Source organism: Halothiobacillus diazotrophicus, assembly GCF_001663815.1.
Taxonomy (GTDB): domain Bacteria; phylum Pseudomonadota; class Gammaproteobacteria; order Halothiobacillales; family Halothiobacillaceae; genus Halothiobacillus; species Halothiobacillus diazotrophicus.
In genome coordinates this window covers 1,050,716-1,067,913 of sequence record NZ_CP016027.1, presented here as the reverse complement: position 1 = coordinate 1,067,913, position 17,198 = coordinate 1,050,716, and the positions used below count along the sequence as shown (strand labels likewise).

Annotated in this window: 16 protein-coding genes and 1 tRNA gene; 9 read left to right on the top strand and 8 right to left on the bottom strand. The window is 62.3% G+C overall.

The window, feature by feature from the left end:
• Positions 1-8 precede the first annotated feature (8 nt).
• The 4 genes from A9404_RS04780 to A9404_RS04765 all read left to right on the top strand — a co-directional run bounded on the left by A9404_RS04780 (position 9) and on the right by A9404_RS04765 (position 4,208).
• On the top strand, positions 9-716 hold the full coding sequence (locus A9404_RS04780) for a prolipoprotein diacylglyceryl transferase (RefSeq protein ID WP_066099141.1): 708 nt from the start codon (positions 9-11) through the stop codon (positions 714-716).
• The gene (locus A9404_RS04775) at positions 706-2,079 is read left to right on the top strand and encodes a radical SAM protein (protein ID WP_066099140.1); all 1,374 of its coding nucleotides are present in this window, start codon (positions 706-708) and stop codon (positions 2,077-2,079) included. The genes A9404_RS04780 and A9404_RS04775 overlap by 11 nt, the downstream gene beginning before the upstream one ends.
• A gap of 73 nt (positions 2,080-2,152) precedes the next feature.
• A complete protein-coding gene (locus tag A9404_RS04770; protein WP_066099139.1) occupies positions 2,153-2,776 on the top strand; it encodes a 2OG-Fe(II) oxygenase in 624 nt (207 codons plus the stop codon).
• An 82-nt stretch (positions 2,777-2,858) separates the two neighbouring features.
• Complete coding sequence (locus A9404_RS04765) at positions 2,859-4,208, top strand: FGGY-family carbohydrate kinase (protein WP_231880947.1); 1,350 nt, start codon at positions 2,859-2,861, stop codon at positions 4,206-4,208.
• A gap of 67 nt (positions 4,209-4,275) precedes the next feature.
• Here the strand turns inward: A9404_RS04765 and A9404_RS04760 are convergent.
• Positions 4,276-4,352, bottom strand: a tRNA-Pro gene (locus tag A9404_RS04760).
• 308 nt (positions 4,353-4,660) lie between these two features.
• Between A9404_RS04760 and A9404_RS04755 the strand changes: the two genes are divergently transcribed.
• Both A9404_RS04755 and A9404_RS04750 read left to right on the top strand, forming a co-directional pair.
• Positions 4,661-5,263, top strand: coding sequence for a DUF4337 domain-containing protein (locus A9404_RS04755; protein ID WP_066099138.1), 603 nt, complete (start codon positions 4,661-4,663; stop codon positions 5,261-5,263).
• Positions 5,260-5,910 carry a phosphatase PAP2 family protein gene (locus A9404_RS04750; RefSeq protein ID WP_082922741.1) on the top strand — a complete coding sequence of 217 codons (651 nt, stop codon included), beginning with the start codon at positions 5,260-5,262 and terminating at the stop codon, positions 5,908-5,910. The genes A9404_RS04755 and A9404_RS04750 overlap by 4 nt, the downstream gene beginning before the upstream one ends.
• Positions 5,911-5,923: 13 nt before the next feature.
• On the opposite strand, the gene A9404_RS04745 is transcribed toward A9404_RS04750, so the two are convergent.
• Both A9404_RS04745 and A9404_RS04740 read right to left on the bottom strand, forming a co-directional pair.
• On the bottom strand, positions 5,924-7,561 hold the full coding sequence (locus A9404_RS04745; protein ID WP_066099137.1) for a GGDEF domain-containing phosphodiesterase: 1,638 nt from the start codon (positions 7,559-7,561) through the stop codon (positions 5,924-5,926).
• Positions 7,562-7,656: 95 nt separating this feature from the next.
• A complete protein-coding gene (locus A9404_RS04740) occupies positions 7,657-9,897 on the bottom strand; it encodes a response regulator (protein WP_197490434.1) in 2,241 nt (746 codons plus the stop codon).
• Positions 9,898-10,051: 154 nt separating this feature from the next.
• On the opposite strand from A9404_RS04740, the gene cysM reads away from it, so the two are divergent.
• Positions 10,052-10,954 (top strand): cysteine synthase CysM, encoded by a 903-nt coding sequence (gene cysM, locus A9404_RS04735; protein WP_066099135.1) that lies wholly within the window; start codon positions 10,052-10,054, stop codon positions 10,952-10,954.
• A gap of 33 nt (positions 10,955-10,987) precedes the next feature.
• Here cysM and purN read toward each other — a convergent pair whose 3' ends face one another.
• Positions 10,988-11,671, bottom strand: coding sequence for a phosphoribosylglycinamide formyltransferase (gene purN / locus A9404_RS04730; RefSeq protein ID WP_066099134.1), 684 nt, complete (start codon positions 11,669-11,671; stop codon positions 10,988-10,990).
• Positions 11,672-11,768: 97 nt separating this feature from the next.
• Positions 11,769-12,827, bottom strand: coding sequence for a phosphoribosylformylglycinamidine cyclo-ligase (purM, locus tag A9404_RS04725; protein ID WP_407645331.1), 1,059 nt, complete (start codon positions 12,825-12,827; stop codon positions 11,769-11,771).
• Between the two features lie 185 nt (positions 12,828-13,012).
• Between purM and A9404_RS04720 the strand changes: the two genes are divergently transcribed.
• Positions 13,013-13,693: a prostaglandin E synthase 2 gene (locus A9404_RS04720; protein WP_066099133.1), complete on the top strand. Its 681-nt coding sequence runs from the start codon at positions 13,013-13,015 to the stop codon at positions 13,691-13,693.
• Between the two features lie 4 nt (positions 13,694-13,697).
• Here A9404_RS04720 and A9404_RS04715 read toward each other — a convergent pair whose 3' ends face one another.
• The 3 genes from A9404_RS04715 to ubiG are packed head-to-tail and all read right to left on the bottom strand — an operon-like array spanning position 13,698 to position 15,724.
• Positions 13,698-14,291, bottom strand: coding sequence for a hypothetical protein (locus A9404_RS04715; protein WP_156521242.1), 594 nt, complete (start codon positions 14,289-14,291; stop codon positions 13,698-13,700).
• Positions 14,284-15,006, bottom strand: a complete 723-nt coding sequence (locus A9404_RS04710) for an HAD-IA family hydrolase (RefSeq protein ID WP_066099131.1) — start codon at positions 15,004-15,006, stop codon at positions 14,284-14,286. The genes A9404_RS04715 and A9404_RS04710 overlap by 8 nt, the downstream gene beginning before the upstream one ends.
• Positions 14,999-15,724, bottom strand: a complete 726-nt coding sequence (ubiG, locus tag A9404_RS04705; protein WP_066099130.1) for a bifunctional 2-polyprenyl-6-hydroxyphenol methylase/3-demethylubiquinol 3-O-methyltransferase UbiG — start codon at positions 15,722-15,724, stop codon at positions 14,999-15,001. Before ubiG ends, A9404_RS04710 begins: the two co-directional genes overlap by 8 nt.
• 272 nt (positions 15,725-15,996) lie before the next feature.
• Here ubiG and A9404_RS04700 point away from each other — a divergent pair, with 272 nt between their 5' ends.
• Entirely contained in the window at positions 15,997-17,196 is a 1,200-nt protein-coding gene (locus A9404_RS04700; RefSeq protein ID WP_066099129.1) for an acetylornithine transaminase, read from the top strand.
• Positions 17,197-17,198 lie beyond the last annotated feature (2 nt).

Genomic DNA, 17,198 nt, shown 5'->3' with positions numbered 1-17,198 from the left:
GTCGTCGGATGCTCATCCACAACGTCTTCGATGTCCTTGCCCTGATCAGTGCGGTGCTGGTCAGTCGGTGGTTCCGGCGCCGCTATCCGGACGGACGCCCCACGGGTTTTGCCAATCGCCCCGTTGCCCTATATCACGCCTATCTGATTGCCCTGCTGCTGGGGCTGGTGGTGGGTGGGCTGCTGTTTGGCACGCTCAATCTGCATCTGGCCGGGCGGCCCGGCATCGCCAAGAGCATGCTGGGCGGGGTGTTCGGGGCGATTGTCGCGGCGGAAGCGTTCAAGGTGTTCGCGGGCATCCGGCAATCCACCGGGCTGTATTTCGTGCCGGGGCTGATCATGCTGATCGTGGTCGGGCGCATCGGCTGCTTTCTTGCCGGTCTGCCGGACTTTACCTACGGCACGCCCACCACGCTGCCCTGGGGTGTGGATTTCGGCGATGGCATCCATCGGCATCCGGTACAACTGTACGAGAGCCTCACCATGCTGGCGTTCCTGATCGTGCTGCTGCTGAGCTATCCGCGCCGCGCCGCGTTCTGGCAGCGGCAGGGGTTTTACGTGTTCGTGATGGTATATGCCGGGCAGCGTTTTCTTTGGGAGTTTCTCAAACCCTATCCCCCCGTGCTGGTCGGCTTGAACCTGTTCCACTGGCTCTGCCTCGCCTTGCTGCTGTACGCCGTCTTCATGCTCAAACGGAGTCTGCCCCGTGTCGAATAAAGCGCGCCCCTATATCTTCTATGGCCAGACCCAGTCCCTGTGCGACGAATGCCTCGCGGTCGTGCCGGCCAAGATCCTGTTCCAGAACGACAACGTGTACTACCAGAAACGCTGCGCCGAACACGGCGTGCAGAAAACCCTGGTATCCACGGACATCCCGTATTTCAAGCGATGCAAGGATTACCTGAAGCCCGGCGACATGCCATCCCGATTCCAGACGGAGATCAATCGCGGCTGTCCGCACGATTGCGGCTTGTGTCCCGATCACGAGCAGCATTCCTGCCTGGCGCTGTTCGAGATCATCGACGAGTGCAACATGCATTGCCCCGTCTGTTTCGCCAATTCCGCGCCGGGCAAGGGCAACCCGCGCAGCATGGCCGACATCGAGAAGATGCTGGACACCCTGCTGCAGAGCGAGCAGCAGCCCGACCTCGTCCAGGTGTCCGGCGGAGAGCCGACCCTGCACCCGCAGGTGATGGACATCCTGCGTCGGCTCAAGGCCAGCCCGATCCGCCACCTGATGCTCAACACCAACGGTATCCGCATCGCTCGCGACTCCGCGTTCGTCGCGGAACTGGCGACCCTCAAACCGGGGTTCGAGGTCTATCTGCAATTCGACTCGCTGAAGGCCGAGGCCCTGCAGAACATCCGCGGGCAGGACATGCGCCGCATTCGTCAGCAAGCGCTGGAACACCTGGAGGCGCACAATATTTCCACTACGCTGGTCTGCGTGATCCGCAAGGGTGTGAACGACGACGAGATCGGCGAGATCATCCGCTTCGCCCGACAATGGCGCTGCGTACGGGGCGTGACCTTCCAACCCGTGCAGGACGCAGGCCGCAACGCGGGTGATACGCCAGCCCATCGGATTACCCTGAGCGAGATCCGTACGCGGATCATCGAGGCCGACAACCCGTTCGGCGACGCGGACATGATCCCGTTGCCCTGCCATCCCGAAAACATTTCCATCGGCTACGGCATCAAGCTGGGCGATGAGGTCGTGCCCGTTACCGGACTGCTGCCGCGCGAGGAACTGCTCCAGGGCGTGGACAACACCATCACCTTCGAAAAGAGCGCGGGCCTGAAGGATGCCTTCCTCAAGCTCTTCTCGCTGGATGCCTGCAGCGAACGGACCACCGACAATTTGCAGACCATGCTGTGCTGCCTGCCTCGCATTGAAAGCGCGGGGCTGACCTACGACAACGTGTTCCGCATCGTGATCATGGCGTTCATGGACAAATACGATTTCGACCTCGGTTCCGTGAAACGCTCCTGCACCCACTTCGTGGAACCGGACGGCAAGATTTATCCCTTCGATACCTGGAATCTGTTCTATCGGGAGAAATCACGGGCTACCGAATAGACCGCGCGCCCATCTGAACCGGGGAAATGTATTAAGATCGCCCCTTCTGAATTCACTGTAAGGAGTCTCCGGCATGCATCTGATCGGTCGTTACCACAATGCCGGTTTCGAGGCCGTTGCCGACGGCGTCATGGACTTCTTCGCGCGGCGTCAGGATCTGCAACGACCGGGGGTGGCCTTCGGTTCCGGCGGAGCCGAGCCCGCCAAGACCTCGACGGACATCAGCCTCGTGGCGCTCGGCCGCTCCGACCCTGAAGCCTCCGCTCTGGCCGACCTGATCGTGCGGGGCGTTTCGGCAGGTCTGGAGCGCTACCTGCAGGAGCGGCCCCTGTTCCGCCAGGTCTGCCAGGAACAGGAGCTGTTCGTGATGCCCATCTTCAACATTCAGCATTACGCGCCCGGTGAAGGCTTCCGACAATGGCACTGCGACTGGACGACCCACGACGATGCCACGGAGCCATCGCACCGCGTGCTCGCTTGGATTCTCTACTGCGATTCCGTGGCGGAAGCCGGTACGGAGTTCCACTGGCAGCAGCATCATGAAGCGGCCGAGCGGGGCAAGCTGGTGATTTTCCCGGCCGCACCCTCCCACATCCACCGCGGTCGGGTGAACAGCGAACACAGCAAGACGATCGTCACCGGCTGGATCAATGCCGGGTCGCGTGCGGAGTTTCTGAAGCGTCTGGGCAGCGCCTGAAGCGGGTCTGCGTGATCCCTGGGTCGGTCGTTCCGAGCAAGATGCCGATGGTTTTACCGGATAGCAGCCCCGGGTCGACTGGGTGTCGCAGCCCAAGGACATCAGCAAGGACATCAGCAAGGACATCAGCAAGGACAGCCGCATGAGCACCCCCCTTTATCTGGGCCTGGACTTCGGTACCTCCGGCGCACGGGCCTGCGTCATTGCGGATCTCGGTGATGAACGAACGGAAATCGAGGAATTCGCCCGTCTGGAGTTTGGCGAATTGGCCGAATCCGAGCTTGCGGGCGGTTGGCGGCAGGTCTTGTTCGATCTGATCGCCGATTTGCCGCTGGGGTTGCGCAAACGGCTGGCCGCCATTGCCATCAGCGGCACCTCGGGCACGGTGCTGGCCTGCGATGGGGCACTGAATCCGCTGCACCCGCCGTTGCTGTACAACGATGCCCGGGCTACGGAAGAGTCGGCCCGGCTGGCCGAAATCGCGGGTGAGACCCATCCCGTGGCGACGGCCACCTCGGGCCTCGCCAAGGCGATTTGGCTCCATTCGCGGCTCACTGCACAACCCGATCTGAAATTGCTTCATCAGGCGGATTGGCTGGCGGGCCTGCTCACGGGCGGGTCGGGCGTATCCGATGTGCACAATGCCCTGAAGATGGGGTTTGATCCGGCCACATTGGCGTGGCCCCAGTGGATGGCCGATGTGATCCCACGTGCGACCTTGCCTACGGTATTGTTGCCCGGCGCGACCATCGGGCCGATCTTGCGCGCGCAGGCCCGGGCCTTGAGCCTGTCGACGGAATGCCTCGTTCGTACGGGTACGACGGACAGTATCGCCGCCTTTCTCGCCGCCGGCGCCCGTCAGCCGGGCGATGCCGTCACCTCCCTTGGCACCACGTTGGCATTGAAGCTCATTTCCGAACAGCGCGTCGACGATGCCCGTTTCGGCGTGTACAGCCATTGGTACGGTCGCTACTGGCTGGCTGGCGGTGCGTCCAACGCGGGCGGCGGCGTGCTGCGCCAGTATTTCTCGTCGACGGAACTGACGGAATTGTCGGCGCGCATTGAGCCCGAGCAACCCAGTGGGCTGGATTACTACCCCTTGCCGCGACCGGGCGAGCGTTTCCCGATCAACGATCCGAATCTGCCGCCGCGACTGGAACCCGTTCCCGAGGATCGCGTGACCTTTCTGCACGGCTTGCTCGACGGGTTGGCCCATATCGAAGCGCGGGGTTATGCAAAGCTGGAGGAACTGGGCGCGTCGCCTGTGCGGCAGGTGCTCTCATCCGGGGGCGGGGCGATCAACGATACCTACACCCGAATCCGCGCGCAGAGACTGGGTATGCCCACCATGAACGCCACTATGCAGGAAGCGGCCTATGGCTCGGCTCTGCTGGCCGCGCGGGGGACAGCGCTGTTTCCGATGGTGCCCTGAGCCGACATCCGTTCAAGATGGGCAGCAAAAAACCGCCTCTCGGCGGTTCTTGCATTTTTGATTCTGTTGGTCGGGATGAGAGGATTTGAACCTCCGACCACCTACACCCCATGCAGGTGCGCTACCAGGCTGCGCTACATCCCGAAGTTCTTGTTGGCGGGGGATTGCCAACCAAAACGAGGCGCGAATCTTAGCCGAATCCTGGCGAAGATGAAAGTGGTTTTCTTGCAGCAATCCTGAGATTTTCGCCTTGACCGGAGTTCGGGTGTGCTCGACGATAGCGCGCTTTTTCCCGAATTTTCCAAGCCAGTCGATTGCGTTCGGTAGGGTTGCCGGTGGTTTGGTTGACTGTGAATCGTTTCTCAGGAGCGTGTGTCGTGATCGCTTTGTAAGTGGTTCTTCCTGTTTGTGCTTTCTCGATTGTTCAATCTTGGTTTCAGGAGTTTTTGCAGATGAGTCACGGTTTACACACCCATGCGCCGCATGATGAGGCGGTCCATGAAGCGGCCCATCATGAGGCGGCCCAGGGCGGCGCGCATGAGCCGACCCGCGGCCTGAACCAGTGGGTCGCGATTTTTACGGCCCTGATAGCGGCCCTCGGCGCCATGGTGAGTTACCAGGGCAGCAACCTGATGAACGAGGTGCTGTTGTACAAGAACGAGGCGGTGCTCAAGAAGACCAAGGCGACCGACGAGTGGAACTACTACCAGGCCGTGAGTACCAAGATGCATCTGATGGAACTGGCGGTAGAGCTGGCGCCGACGGACCGGGTGACCGGTTTCAAGGACGAGATTGCCAAGTACAAGGCGCAGAAGGTCGAGATCAAGCAGCGCGCTGATCTTCTTGAGAAGGAGTCGGAAAAGGCGAACGAGGAATCCCGGCTGCTCAACAAGCCGCACCATGATTTGGAAATCGCCATGATTTTCTTCCAGATCGCGATTTCGCTGGCTTCCATCACGGCATTGACACGCCGCCGCTGGCTGTTTGTTGCGGGTCTCGTGAGTGCGGCGATCGGCATCGGTTTGTGGGGCGTCGCCCTGGTGATGATGGCATGACGGTGGCGTCTGCCACGGTTCAGCCGACGGCTCATGCCCTTGGACAAAGCCTGGGGCATGGCTTCTGGTACGACTGGGGCGGGTTGAACCAGGCCTTGTTCCTCTGGATCAATCATCTGTCGTTTCCGGGGCGGGATGCCCTGGCGCAGGCGGGTACGTTCGTCGGGGCGCATCAGTGGTATCCCGTGTACATCGCCGTGGCGCTGACCCTGGCCTATGCCCGCCCGCAGTGGCTGGCACCGGAACGTGTGCTGGTGTTGGTCTGGGGCTATCTGATCAGTTGGGCGGTCATCGCGACGCTCAAGCCCTTCTTCGATTTTCCGCGCCCGCTGGCGGTGTTGGGCGAGCCACTGGTCCACGTGGCGGGGCGGCCGGAATTCGCCCACAGTTTCCCCTCCGGCCATGCCGCGTTCGTCTTCCTGTTGCTCGGCAGTCTCGCGCCCGGGGCCGGGCGGCCTCTGCGCTGGGGATTGGTGTTTCTGGCGTTCTGGGTGATCTGGTCGCGGATGGCCGTGGGCGCACACTTCCCGGTGGATGTGCTGGGCGGCGCCCTGATCGGGCTGACTTCCGCGGGATTGGCCCACCTGGCGATTCGCCCGTGGCGACGCCGTTCTCGCGATGCCGGGGATTTGCTGAGGGGGCGTTGATCGGGGCTGAGGATCAGTGTTGAAGCGGGTGCTTCATGGGTGTGCCGAGTTTGATGCGGCTGAACGGGTCGGGATGCATCAGCTCGGGGCGGGCAAGATGAAAACCCTGACCCCAGTTCACGCCGATCTCGACGAGGGTGTCGGCGATTGCCTGGTCGGAAATGTATTCGGCTACGGTGATCAGGCCAAGATCCTCGGCCATGTCCTGCAGGTGCTGCACGATGCGCCGGGCTTTGCTGTTGGTGGCGATATGTCGGACCAGCTCGCCCTCGATTTTCAGGAAACTGAAGGGGAGGTCGAGCAGGTAGCGGTAGGAAGAGTACCCGCTGCCGAAATCATCCAGCGCGAGTCGCAGCCCGAAATCGAGCAGGGGTTGCAGGGCATGAAGCGCGTCCGAGGTGTCGTCGACGAGCTCGCGTTCCGTGATCTCGATGACGAGCGGTTTGGTCTGGCGCGCGTCCATCTGATCCGGGTGGGTGCAGGCACAGGCGTCCATCGCGGTCGCGATGGTTTCCGCGATGAGTTCGGGATGGCGCAGAAAATCCCCCGAAATGTTGACGAAATGGGCGCGTGGGGCGCGGAAATGACTGGTCACGCAGTAGTTGATGGTCTGCCGGATGATGGTCTGGTCGATCTGATGGGCCAGTTGCAGGGAGGAGGCCGCTTCGATGAACTCCCCGGCGACGATGACCTTGCCTTCCGGGGTGATCATGCGCGCCAGAGACTCGTCCGCCACGATCTCGCCCGTCGCCAGGTCGAAAATTGGCTGCACGGCCGCCACGATGCGATTCTCCGCCAGCGCTGACTCCAGTGAACCACCGGTCAGGTAGATGGATGGGCGGGTCAGGGTCTGGGCGTCGATGGCCCGGTTCCGACCCGTCCGTTTGGCTTCGTATACGGCGCTGTTGACCTGCGAGAGCGGATCCTGGGTCCGGTCGCGTGCATCGAACCGGGTGAAGCCGATACTGAGGCTGAGGCGGCCGCCGGGGAGTTTCGGCAGGTGCTCCAGCGGCAGTTTGTGGGCCAGCTGGTTGAACAGTTCTGCGAGCTCTCGGGTGCGGCCGAGGTGGGTGGGGGGGACCAGCGCCATGAATTCGTGTCCGCTCCACCGGGCAATCAATACCTCAGCGGGGGTATGCCCCCGGAAGCTTTGGCCGAGCGCATGGATGACCTCATCCCCGGTCGCATAGCCGAGAAAATCGTTGATGATCTTGAGGCGGTCGATATCGATCAGAATCAGGGCGCCCGTTCCGAGTTCGCGATGACGACTGATGAGGTGAAACATCTGGCTGCGTTCCATGAGCCCGGTGAGCGGGTCCAGGGTCGACTGGCTGCCGTTCTGGTCGAGATGAATCTCGAAGCAGTGCCCGCCGTCGGCAAGGGCATGGCGATGGAGCATGGCATCGACTTTCAGGAATTCGTTGCAGTTCAGATGAATGGCGGTTGCGCGGCCCTGCGGGATGCGATCGATGGCGAGTGGGCGGCCATTACGTTCGCACAGCTTGGCGAACAGGCTGGACAGCGAGGGAGCATCCTCGGTCGATATGCCGAGAATCTGGCGTGCACGTTCGTTCACGAAGCGGATGATCAGGTCGCCATCCGTCACGATTACCGGGTGCAAGAGTGCTGACAAAATCTCCGTGGTATCCATCACAGGCAGCTATCCCACAGGTTCAGTTCCCGAACGTGACGCCAGCATAACAAGAAAACTCCATGAATATCGAGCCTTTATCCGCATTGTCGGATTCAGTGGCTGGGTGCCGATGTATTGGCGGTGATCGTCTGGCAGTGCCGTTCGTCGATGGTTTGGTCGATGACCGCCACGAGGTTCCGCTTGAGCTGCTCCACCTGGGACCAGCCAGCCGCTGCGACGATACTGTCTTCAAGGCGTCCGGCATGCGTCTGAAGCTGCTTGGCCTGGCAGCAGGCAGCCGCGCCGCGAAGCTTGTGTGCGATGTGGCGCAGGGATTGAAGATCGTACTGATTTTCCGCCAGGGTTTGCCGGTAGATCGGCAGCTCGTCGCAGAGCAGACTGTTGAGCACGGGGTCCGCCGACACTCGTGCTTCGTTGGGCGTTCGAGGTGGCGTCGTGTGGGCGGGCTGGATGAACTGGCTGATTGCGTTGATCAGCTCACCCAGGGCAATGGGTTTGGTGAGCACCATGTCCGCACCGGCGGCCAGCAATGCCTGATGTACCTCGGTCTGTACGTTCGCCGTAATCGCGATGATCGGCGTGTGTTCATGCCGGCTTTGCTTGCGCATCATGCGGACGATGCCCGTGCCGAGAATATCGGGCAGGTGCATGTCCGTCAGGATCAGGTCGAGGTCGGATTGTTCGGCGCTGTACAGGCCGGACTTCCCGTCGGCGGCGGTCAGCGTATTCATGCCGAGTTGGGTGAGCAGGTTTTTGAGATGGGTCTGATAGATTCGATCGTCGTCGATGACCAGCGCCGTACGTCCCTTGAACGACGGATTGTTCTGCGCCGGCGGTTCGACGTCCAGCATGGGGGCGACCGAGGGGCGTGCGACGGCTGGCCGTGCAGGCTGGTTCTGCGTTGTCAGGATCCTGGGCAGCAGGGTCTGCAGGACGCGTTGCCGGACGAAGATCGGCAGGCTGATGTGCGCCCAGTCGAACAGGGACATGGGCCGACCCCGCAGGGAGATGCGGTTGCAGAGTGCGATGACCAAGGTGCTTTCAGGGAGAGTCGTGAACCATGCCGGCCCTTTCTCGTTCAGTTTCTGCCATGTGGCGCGGTCGACGAACAGGCAGTCGACGGGTTTCCGATCGTGCGCCGGGTCCAGAACGATATCGGCGCCATAAGCGGAAAGATGGCCACGCCAGGCCTGGGCGTGCGTCGGTGATTCGGTGAGGACGGCGCAGCGCTTGCCCTCCATCAGCGGTTGCCAGGCCTGGTGCTCCGCCAGAATGGGGGCGCTGAAACGCAACCGGAATCCGTAACGCCCCGGACGGGTAATGCCGATATGGAGCGTGGCGTTCAGTTGTTCTGCCAGTGCCTCGATCAACCAGGCGGAAATTTCGCCGCCGCTGAACAGCGGCTCCACGGTCTGGGCCTCGACCCGCTGGCGTCGATCGTGGAGATTTTCGGCAAGTTGGTCCAGGGGCTCCGGCGTCTGCGCGTCCACCACCAGTTCGAACTGGTTCATCGGCGGTTCGACCTGTTCCGCCGTATCGATCCGCAGATCGGTCTCCTCCTGATCGGCATCCAGCAGGGTGACGCAGCAGTCCAGCAACTGGGTCTGCTCGAGCAGCACGGCCAGCAGGTTGTCGAGCAGACGGCGCAGGAGGCGGATGTCGACAGCGACGAGACTGGGAATGTCCTGATAGCAGATGTACTGGATGATACCGGCGTTATGCTGGGCGGAAACCTGCCATTCGGCGACGGCATCTTCCATCTGCAGGCGGATATCCGTCTTGCGTGGCGTGGCTTTTAGCCGATGGTTGGAGATTTCGTAATAGTCCAGCAGGTTTTCGATGGCCAGTCTCAGTTGGGCGTTCGCACTGCGGATGACGGACAGGTCCGGCGTGAGCCGTTCGTTCAGCAAGGCGCTTTCGTTGGCGGCGGCGATCGCATCGGTGGCTGCGCGAATATGACCGAGGGGCGTGATCCAGTGTTGATTGATCTGGGCGATTTGCTGCGCCGAGATTTTCTCGACGTCGGCGGTTTTGCCCGGTGCCGTCTGTCTTTTCCCGAACAGGGCATGGCGGACGGCGGGCAGGTTGGCCAGAACGTACAGGAGTGTCCAGAAGGCGACCCAGACGATGCTCAGGGTCGCGGCCAGAGACGCCGGGGTGGCGAACAGTGGCTGAAGCCCTACGGGCAGCAGGTTCGCATGCCGGATCAGGAGGTCCGGATGCTGGAGGGTCAGGATGAGTGCCGGCGCGAGCAGGGTGCCCACCACCCAGGGCCAGGATCGCCACATGGGGGGATTTGCCGCTTGGGGCGCGGTGGACGGTTCGGTGTTCATGATCGACAAGATTACTCGGGCGACACGAAGCTGGCTAGAGATTATGCGACAATTCGCGGGGCGATCGGCTGAGGTATGTGTTCGGTCGGCGCCTGCGCCCGTGACGCCTGTCGTCCGGCGTGTCCGTGGCATGAATAGAGGACCTGGGTGTTCGATGAAAATTTTCAGTTTGGATCAGTTGATCGGCAATACGCCATTGGTTCGGATACAGCGTCTGTTGGCCGATCAGACAGCGCGCGGCAACCTCATTCTGGGCAAGCTGGAAGGGAATAATCCCGCTGGCTCGGTCAAGGATCGGCCCGCGTTGTGGATGATCCGTGAAGCCATCGCTCGTGGCGATGTGGCGCCCGGTGATCGCCTGATCGAGGCGACTTCCGGCAACACGGGTATTGCGCTGGCCATGGTGGCGGCGACGCTGGGGCTGAAAATGACCCTGATCATGCCGGACAACATGTCTCTGGAGCGACGGCAGTCCATGGCGGCCTACGGCGCCGAACTGATTCTTGTGCCGAGGGCCGAGGGCATGGAAGGCGCCCGCGATCTGGCTCAGTCCATGGCGGCCCGGGGCGAGGGGGTGGTGCTGGATCAGTTCAGCAATGCCGATAACCCGGCGGCGCACTTCGCGACGACCGGTCCGGAAATCTGGCGCGATACGGATGGTCGGGTGACGCACTTCGTCTCTGCCATGGGGACGACCGGCACGATCATGGGGACGGCCCGGTACCTCAAGCAGCAGAATCCGGGGGTTGAAATCGTTGGCGTGCAACCGGCCGAGGGGGCGCAGATCCCGGGGATTCGTCGCTGGCCGGCGGAATATCTGCCGAAGATCTTCGACGCCACACTGGTCGATCGCACCCTGGAAATCGATCAGTTCACTGCCGAGGAAACGACGCGTCGCCTGGCGCGGGAGGAGGGGATTCTGGCCGGAATATCCTCCGGCGGCGCCATGGCTGCGGCGCTGCAATTGGCTCAAACCGTCGAGAATGCCGTGATTGTCACCATTATCTGCGATCGGGGCGATCGCTATCTGTCGACCGGGGTATTCCCTGCCGCCTGATTGTTCGTGCCCATCCTCATGGGAGCTCTACGTTTACTCGCGAACGATCCTGGGGCGGTTGCGTTCCGGCGGGTTGGCGATCTGCCAGACGACCGCACCATCGACATAGCGTAAGGCCCCCCGGGCAAGCCAGGTGAGTGCCTGGGGATAGATGCGATGCTCCAGGGCATGCACCCGTGCTTTCAGGTGGTCCAGGGTTTCGTCGGGTTGAATATCCAGAACACCCTGAACGATGGCCGGGCCCGCATCGACTGTCGGTGTGACGAAGTGCACCGTGGCGCCGTGTGTTTTGTCCCCGGATGCCAGCGCCCGGGCGTGTGTATCCAGGCCCGGATACTTGGGCAGCAGCGAGGGATGGATGTTGATCAGCTTGCCCAGGAAGCGGTTGACGAAACCCGGCGTCAGAATACGCATGAAGCCGGCCAGGACGACGAAATCCGCAGCCACTTCGCCCAGCTTTTCCGCCAGGGCGGCATCGAATGCCGCGCGGTCGTCAAACAGCCGATGATCGATGAACGCGGTCGGGATGCCTGCTTCTCGGGCACGGGTCAGGCCGAAGGCATCGGCTCGGTTGCTGATCACCTGAACGATTTCCGCCGGGGTCGTGCCATTGCGGCACGCATTGATCAGCGCCTGAAGATTCGAACCGTTCCCGGAGACGAGGACGGAGACGCGGGCGCGGGGTTCGGTGGACAGTTGTCGGTCTGTATCGATCATGTCGGTTCGTTCGGTGCGGAGCGCGTGAGGCAGGGAACGTCGGCGTGAATCCGACAGACTGCGCCCGCGTCACCCGTTCAGAGCGGGGCTGATCCGCTCAGCGGTAGACGACGGCGTCGCCGTCGCCACGCGGAATCATCTCCCCAAGCATCCAGGGCGTCTCGCCCGCTGCCTTCAGCGCTGCCATGGCCTTGGAGGCATCTGCCGGATTGACGACGACGACCATGCCGACGCCGTTGTTGAAGGTGCGCATCATCTCGGATTCGACGACGTTGCCGTGCTCGGCCAGCCAGTCGAAAATTTCCGGACGCTGCCAGCTGTCCCGATCGATGGCGGCCGCGAGCGTGTCGCCATAGACACGGGGGAGGTTGTCTGTCAGCCCGCCGCCGGTGATATGGCTCAGGGCATGAATATCGACGGTCTTGGCCAGCGCCAGGACGGCGGCCGTGTAGATGCGGGTTGGTGCCAGCACGTGCTCGGCGATAGCACGACCATCGGCCAGGGGCGCATTCAGATCCGGTTGGGCGCGCTCGATGATCTTGCGGATCAGCGAATAGCCGTTGGAGTGCGGCCCGGATGAGGCCAGGCCGATCAGGACGTCGCCGACCTGGACCTTGCTACCGTCGATCATGTCGTCCCGCTCGACCACACCGACGGCAAAGCCGGCCAGATCGTAATCGCCCGCATGGTACATGCTCGGCATTTCGGCGGTTTCACCGCCGATCAGGGCACATCCGGCGAGCCGGCAACCCTCGGCAATGCCGGTGACGACGCGCGCCGCGACGTCCACGTCCAGCTTGCCGGTTGCGTAGTAGTCGAGGAAGAACAGGGGCTCGGCACCGGTGACGACGATGTCGTTGACGCACATGGCCACGAGGTCGATTCCGATGTGGTCATGACGGTCGAGGTCGATCGCCAGCCGAAGCTTGGTGCCGACGCCGTCGGTGCCGGATACGAGGATCGGGTCGCGGTACTTGTTGCCCAGCGCGAACAGCCCACCGAAACCGCCGAGGCCGCCGATGACTTCGGGGCGCTGGGTGCGCTTGACGGCGGGCTTGATGCGTTCGACCAGGGCGTCGCCCGCGTCGATGTCGACGCCGGCATCGCGGTAGGTCAGGGGGGATTTGTCGGAATCGGCGGGGCGTTGAGTCATGATGGCACAGCATTCAGAAGGAAATTGCGCCATAGTTTACATCAGAAGCCGTGTCCGCGCGGAGGTCGAATGTCGCCCGTCCGGATCGATTGAACGGACGGGTGGAACTTTTTCCGGCGAATCGGCCTCAAGATTCCATCCGTGAATCCTAGCCACCAACAATTTCAGATTTAGAGGGAGTGTGTGCCATGTTGAGCCTGTATCAGTTCGAATCCTGTCCGTTTTGCTGGAAGGTCAAGGCCTTGCTGCATTATGCGAAGATTCCGTACACGGCCATCGAGGTCAATCCCATGAACCAGCAGGAACTGGCGCATCTGAATCTGAAAATGGTGCCGGTGCTCACGGATGACGACAAGGTCGTGACCGAGTCTTCGGTGATCGTTGATTATGTCAACGAGCACTATGCACATCTGCCGGCCGGAGATGAGTCGGTGTCCACGTGGCGCACCTGGGTGGACGATACTCTGGTGCATTTTCTCCCGCCTATCGTGCACAAGGACTTCGGCACGTCCTGGCAGACCTTCGGTCAGGTGCTGAAGCCCTCCGGTTACGGGGGCTTCAAGCGGATTCTCGTCCGTTTTGCCGGGGCCATGGCCATGTCGCGCGTGGCACAGAAGAAGGCGCGCGAGCGGGGGATCGACGATGCACCGGCCGGTCTGAAGGCCGCCGTGGATCGGTGGGTAAGCGAAGGTCTGTCCGGTCGGGATTTTCACGGCGGCGAGCGGCCGGATCTGGCCGATCTGAGCGTCTTTGGCGTGTTCCGCTCCACGGATGGGCTGGCGGCCGTGAACATGGCTTGTGCGCACAACCCGACGTTTGCGGCCTGGTATGCGCGACTGAAGACGCTGACCACCTCGACGGCGGTCTAAGTCGTCAGCGACGGCCGGTCAGTGTGCGCCAGAGAATCCGCACGCCGGCCATCAGGCGATCCTTCCATTGATGAGACATGCCTCCCCGATAGGCAACGGCGGGGTCGACCTGGATGGCGCGCAGAATCTGTTCGATCCGGGCAATGGCTAGGCGGTACCGCATGCCGCCGAGCCAGGGCTTGCCGAGCAGGGCCGAGGCCTGCAACAGGTCTCGGGTGCGCTTGACGTATCGCTCGCAGAGACGACGCCACGCGAAGTCGACCGTTTCCCGGCGGAAATGTTCGTCCGTGACCTTGACGTCGGTCAACTCCGCAACGGGGAGTCGCATCGGCTGTTCCAGCGACCAATCGGTCCGGGCTGACAGTAGGCCGTCGAGCACCAGGCAGGCCATGATCAGGCCGTCGATTCGGGCCGCACTGGCCGGATCACTGGACTGACGTTGGGCATGGTCGTGCGGGCGCAGGGCGGGTAGCCGGTCCCGATAAAATGCCATCAGATCCGCGAATTCATCGAGCGGTTGCATCGGTGTCCGTTCGGCCAGAGCGCGGCCAGGATTCGTCTGGCGCCAAGGCAGGAAGCGTGTGATGGGTTCAGTCATTCTGGAGGACGACCCGAGGTTCTGCGACCCGTCCCGGGGCAGCATCGAGCCAGCGCAACAGGTCCGCCGGCTGGTCGAGGATCACGTCGGCACGCCAATCCTCGATGGGACGCTCGCCATCCAGATAGCCCCAGCGCGCGGCGGCGGCCGGCATGTGGGCGGCTCGGCTCGCCTGAATATCCCGTTCATGGTCGCCGACGTAAAGAATCTCCTGCGGGCGGAGCTTGAGCCCGCCGGCGGCGTAAATGAGCTGATCCGGTGCGGGTTTGCGCCGGGGGAGATCGTCGCCGGCAACCACGACCGGTGCATCGATGTTCAGGTTTTTCAGCAGATTGCGGGTCAGGAATCCGGGCTTGTTGGTCACGATGCCCCAGTGGATGGCGCGGCGATCGAGCTCTGCCAGAACGGCAGGAAATCCGCCAAACAGTGATGAGGCGCTGGCGATGTCCTGGTTGTACAACTGCAGGAACCGGTCACGAAGCAGATTGAAGCCATGCTGATCCGGGCCCAGTCCGAAGCTCAATTCCAGCAATCCGCGTGCGCCATTGGAAACCTGCGGGCGAATCTGAGCGAAGGGGATTGGCGCAAGGTTGCATTCGAGCCGCAGGCGGTTGAGGGCCAGGGCCATGTCCGGGGCCGTATCGATCAGGGTGCCGTCCAGGTCGAACAGGATTCCGCGAACGTCGGGCAGGGAAGGTGCTTGGGCGTTATTCATCTTTTTGGCAGGCCAGGAGATAGTTGACGTCGAGATCGTGCGGATTCAGCGCATAGTGTCGGGTCAAAGGATTGTAGGTGATGCCGCAGAGCGCGCGTGGCGTCAGCCGGGCCCGACGCGCCATGAGGGTCAGTTCGCTCGGCTTGATGAAGCGTTTGTGTTCGTGGGTGCCGGGCGGCACCAGCTTGAGCAGATATTCGGCAGCGGCGATGCCCAGCAGCCAGGATTTCGGGTTCCGGTTCAGGGTCGAGAGAAATACCCAGCCGCCAGGCTTGACGGCCGTGCCGAGTGCCTGAACGATCCGGGCCGGCTCATCCACGTGTTCCAACATTTCCATGCAGGTGATGCAGTCGAATTTCCCCGGGTTTTCTGCCGCGAAGTCGATGATGTCGGCCAGGCGGTAGTCGATGGCGAGGTCCTGCGCCTGAGCGTGATGGCGGGCTGCGTCCAGGCCGTCGGTGGCGAGGTCCAGCGCCGTCACTTCCGCGCCTGCCAATGCGAGTGCTTCGCTGAGTATCCCGCCACCACAGCCGACATCCAGAACACGGGCATCCTCGATCACGGCGTGTTCGGCGATGAATTCCATGCGCAGGGGGTTGACGGCATGCAGCGCGCCAAAGGGACCCTCTTCGTCCCACCACTGATCGGCAAGCCGGTTGAACTTGTCCAGTTCGTCGGCGCGGGCACTACTGGCGGAAGAGGCGGAATGTCCTGACATGGGCGTGATCCTTCGGGAATTCGGTGATCGTAAAACTCGGTATTCGGTGGGCCGGGCCGAGTGCCGACCATTCTAGACCGAATCGGGGCTCCGACCGGCGTTCCGTGGTCAGATTAATAGCCTTCGACTCGAATATGCGGCCTTTTGTGGTAGAATCGGGCAAAAGGGGGAGGTATTCCCCTTTATTTGTTGCATTCGGCAAAGTGTTGTCCGAGTGCCTATTAATTAATGCCTTCGGAATGACCGATCACCCGCTTGGAGAGCCGTGCGCCATGAGCAGCCATTTGATGTCCACCTACAACCGGCAGCCCGTCACGTTTGTCCGGGGTTCGGGTGCACGACTCTGGGATGAGCAGGGGCGCGAATACCTGGATGCGTTGAGTGGCATTGCCGTCACCGGTTTGGGGCATTCTCATCCCGATATCAGCGATGCGATCTGTGAGCAGGCGTCGACACTGATCCATACCTCGAATGTGTATGGCGTGCACTGGCAGTCCCGGCTTGCGGACGATCTGGCGCGCATTTCCGGCATGGATCGGATCTTCTTCGGCAATTCAGGCGCCGAGGCGAATGAAGCCGCCATCAAACTGGCGCGGTTGTACGGCCATCAGCGCCAGATCGACGCCCCGCTGATCATCGTCATGGAAACGAGTTTTCATGGCCGGACGCTGGCAACGTTGACCGCCACCGGCAATGCCGCGATCCAGAAGGGATTCGAACCCCTGGTCAGCGGGTTCCTGCGCGTGCCCTACGGTGATTTGGCGGCCATCGAAGGACTTGCTGCGCAGCACGACAATATCGTGGCCGTGTTGGTCGAGCCGGTTCAGGGCGAAGGGGGCGTGCGTCCGGCCCCGGCGGGATACCTCGAGGGCATCCGTGCCTTGTGTGACCGTCATGACTGGCTGATGATGCTCGACGAGGTACAGACCGGGATCGGGCGGACCGGTCGCTGGTTTGCCTTCCAGCATGTGCCGGGCTTGCTGCCGGATGTGATGAGTCTGGCCAAGGGCCTGGGCAATGGCGTGCCGATCGGTGCTTGCCTGGCTGCCGGGAAGGCGGCTTCGGTCTTTGCGCCCGGAAATCACGGCTCGACCTTCGGCGGGAATCCGTTGGTCTGTCGCGTGGCGCACACCGTGATCGCCGTGATCGAGCGTGATCAGTTGCTGGATCGTGCAGCGGCCCTGAGCGCACGCATTCGTGAGGGGCTCGCGTCCGGGTTTTCGGGCGAGACGGCGGTCCGCGAAATTCGGGGGCAGGGGCTCCTGATCGGTATCGAACTGGATCGTCCTTGCGGTGAGCTGGTTCGTCGCGCGTTGGATGCCGGGTTGTTGATCAATGTGACGGCGACTTCCGTTATCCGGATTCTGCCGCCGCTCATTCTGAGCGATTCCGACGCCGACGAAATCGTCGCGCGCCTCGTTCGTGTCGTTCGGGACTGGTTGGCGGAAAACGCCGAACGGATCGCGGACTAATC

Bases quoted from the DNA above. Each gene is read 5' to 3' on its own strand.
- A9404_RS04780 (WP_066099141.1), top strand. From the start codon at position 9: ATGCTCATCCACAACGTCTTCGATGTCCTTGCCCTGATCAGTGCGGTG.
- A9404_RS04770 (WP_066099139.1), top strand. From the start codon at position 2,153: ATGCATCTGATCGGTCGTTACCACAATGCCGGTTTCGAGGCCGTTGCC.
- A9404_RS04755 (WP_066099138.1), top strand. From the start codon at position 4,661: ATGAGTCACGGTTTACACACCCATGCGCCGCATGATGAGGCGGTCCAT.
- A9404_RS04750 (WP_082922741.1), top strand. From the start codon at position 5,260: ATGACGGTGGCGTCTGCCACGGTTCAGCCGACGGCTCATGCCCTTGGA.
- A9404_RS04745 (WP_066099137.1), bottom strand. From the start codon at position 7,561: ATGGATACCACGGAGATTTTGTCAGCACTCTTGCACCCGGTAATCGTG.
- A9404_RS04740 (WP_197490434.1), bottom strand. From the start codon at position 9,897: ATGAACACCGAACCGTCCACCGCGCCCCAAGCGGCAAATCCCCCCATG.
- cysM (WP_066099135.1), top strand. From the start codon at position 10,052: ATGAAAATTTTCAGTTTGGATCAGTTGATCGGCAATACGCCATTGGTT.
- purN (WP_066099134.1), bottom strand. From the start codon at position 11,671: ATGATCGATACAGACCGACAACTGTCCACCGAACCCCGCGCCCGCGTC.
- A9404_RS04720 (WP_066099133.1), top strand. From the start codon at position 13,013: ATGTTGAGCCTGTATCAGTTCGAATCCTGTCCGTTTTGCTGGAAGGTC.
- A9404_RS04715 (WP_156521242.1), bottom strand. From the start codon at position 14,291: ATGACTGAACCCATCACACGCTTCCTGCCTTGGCGCCAGACGAATCCT.
- A9404_RS04710 (WP_066099131.1), bottom strand. From the start codon at position 15,006: ATGAATAACGCCCAAGCACCTTCCCTGCCCGACGTTCGCGGAATCCTG.
- ubiG (WP_066099130.1), bottom strand. From the start codon at position 15,724: ATGTCAGGACATTCCGCCTCTTCCGCCAGTAGTGCCCGCGCCGACGAA.
- A9404_RS04700 (WP_066099129.1), top strand. From the start codon at position 15,997: ATGAGCAGCCATTTGATGTCCACCTACAACCGGCAGCCCGTCACGTTT.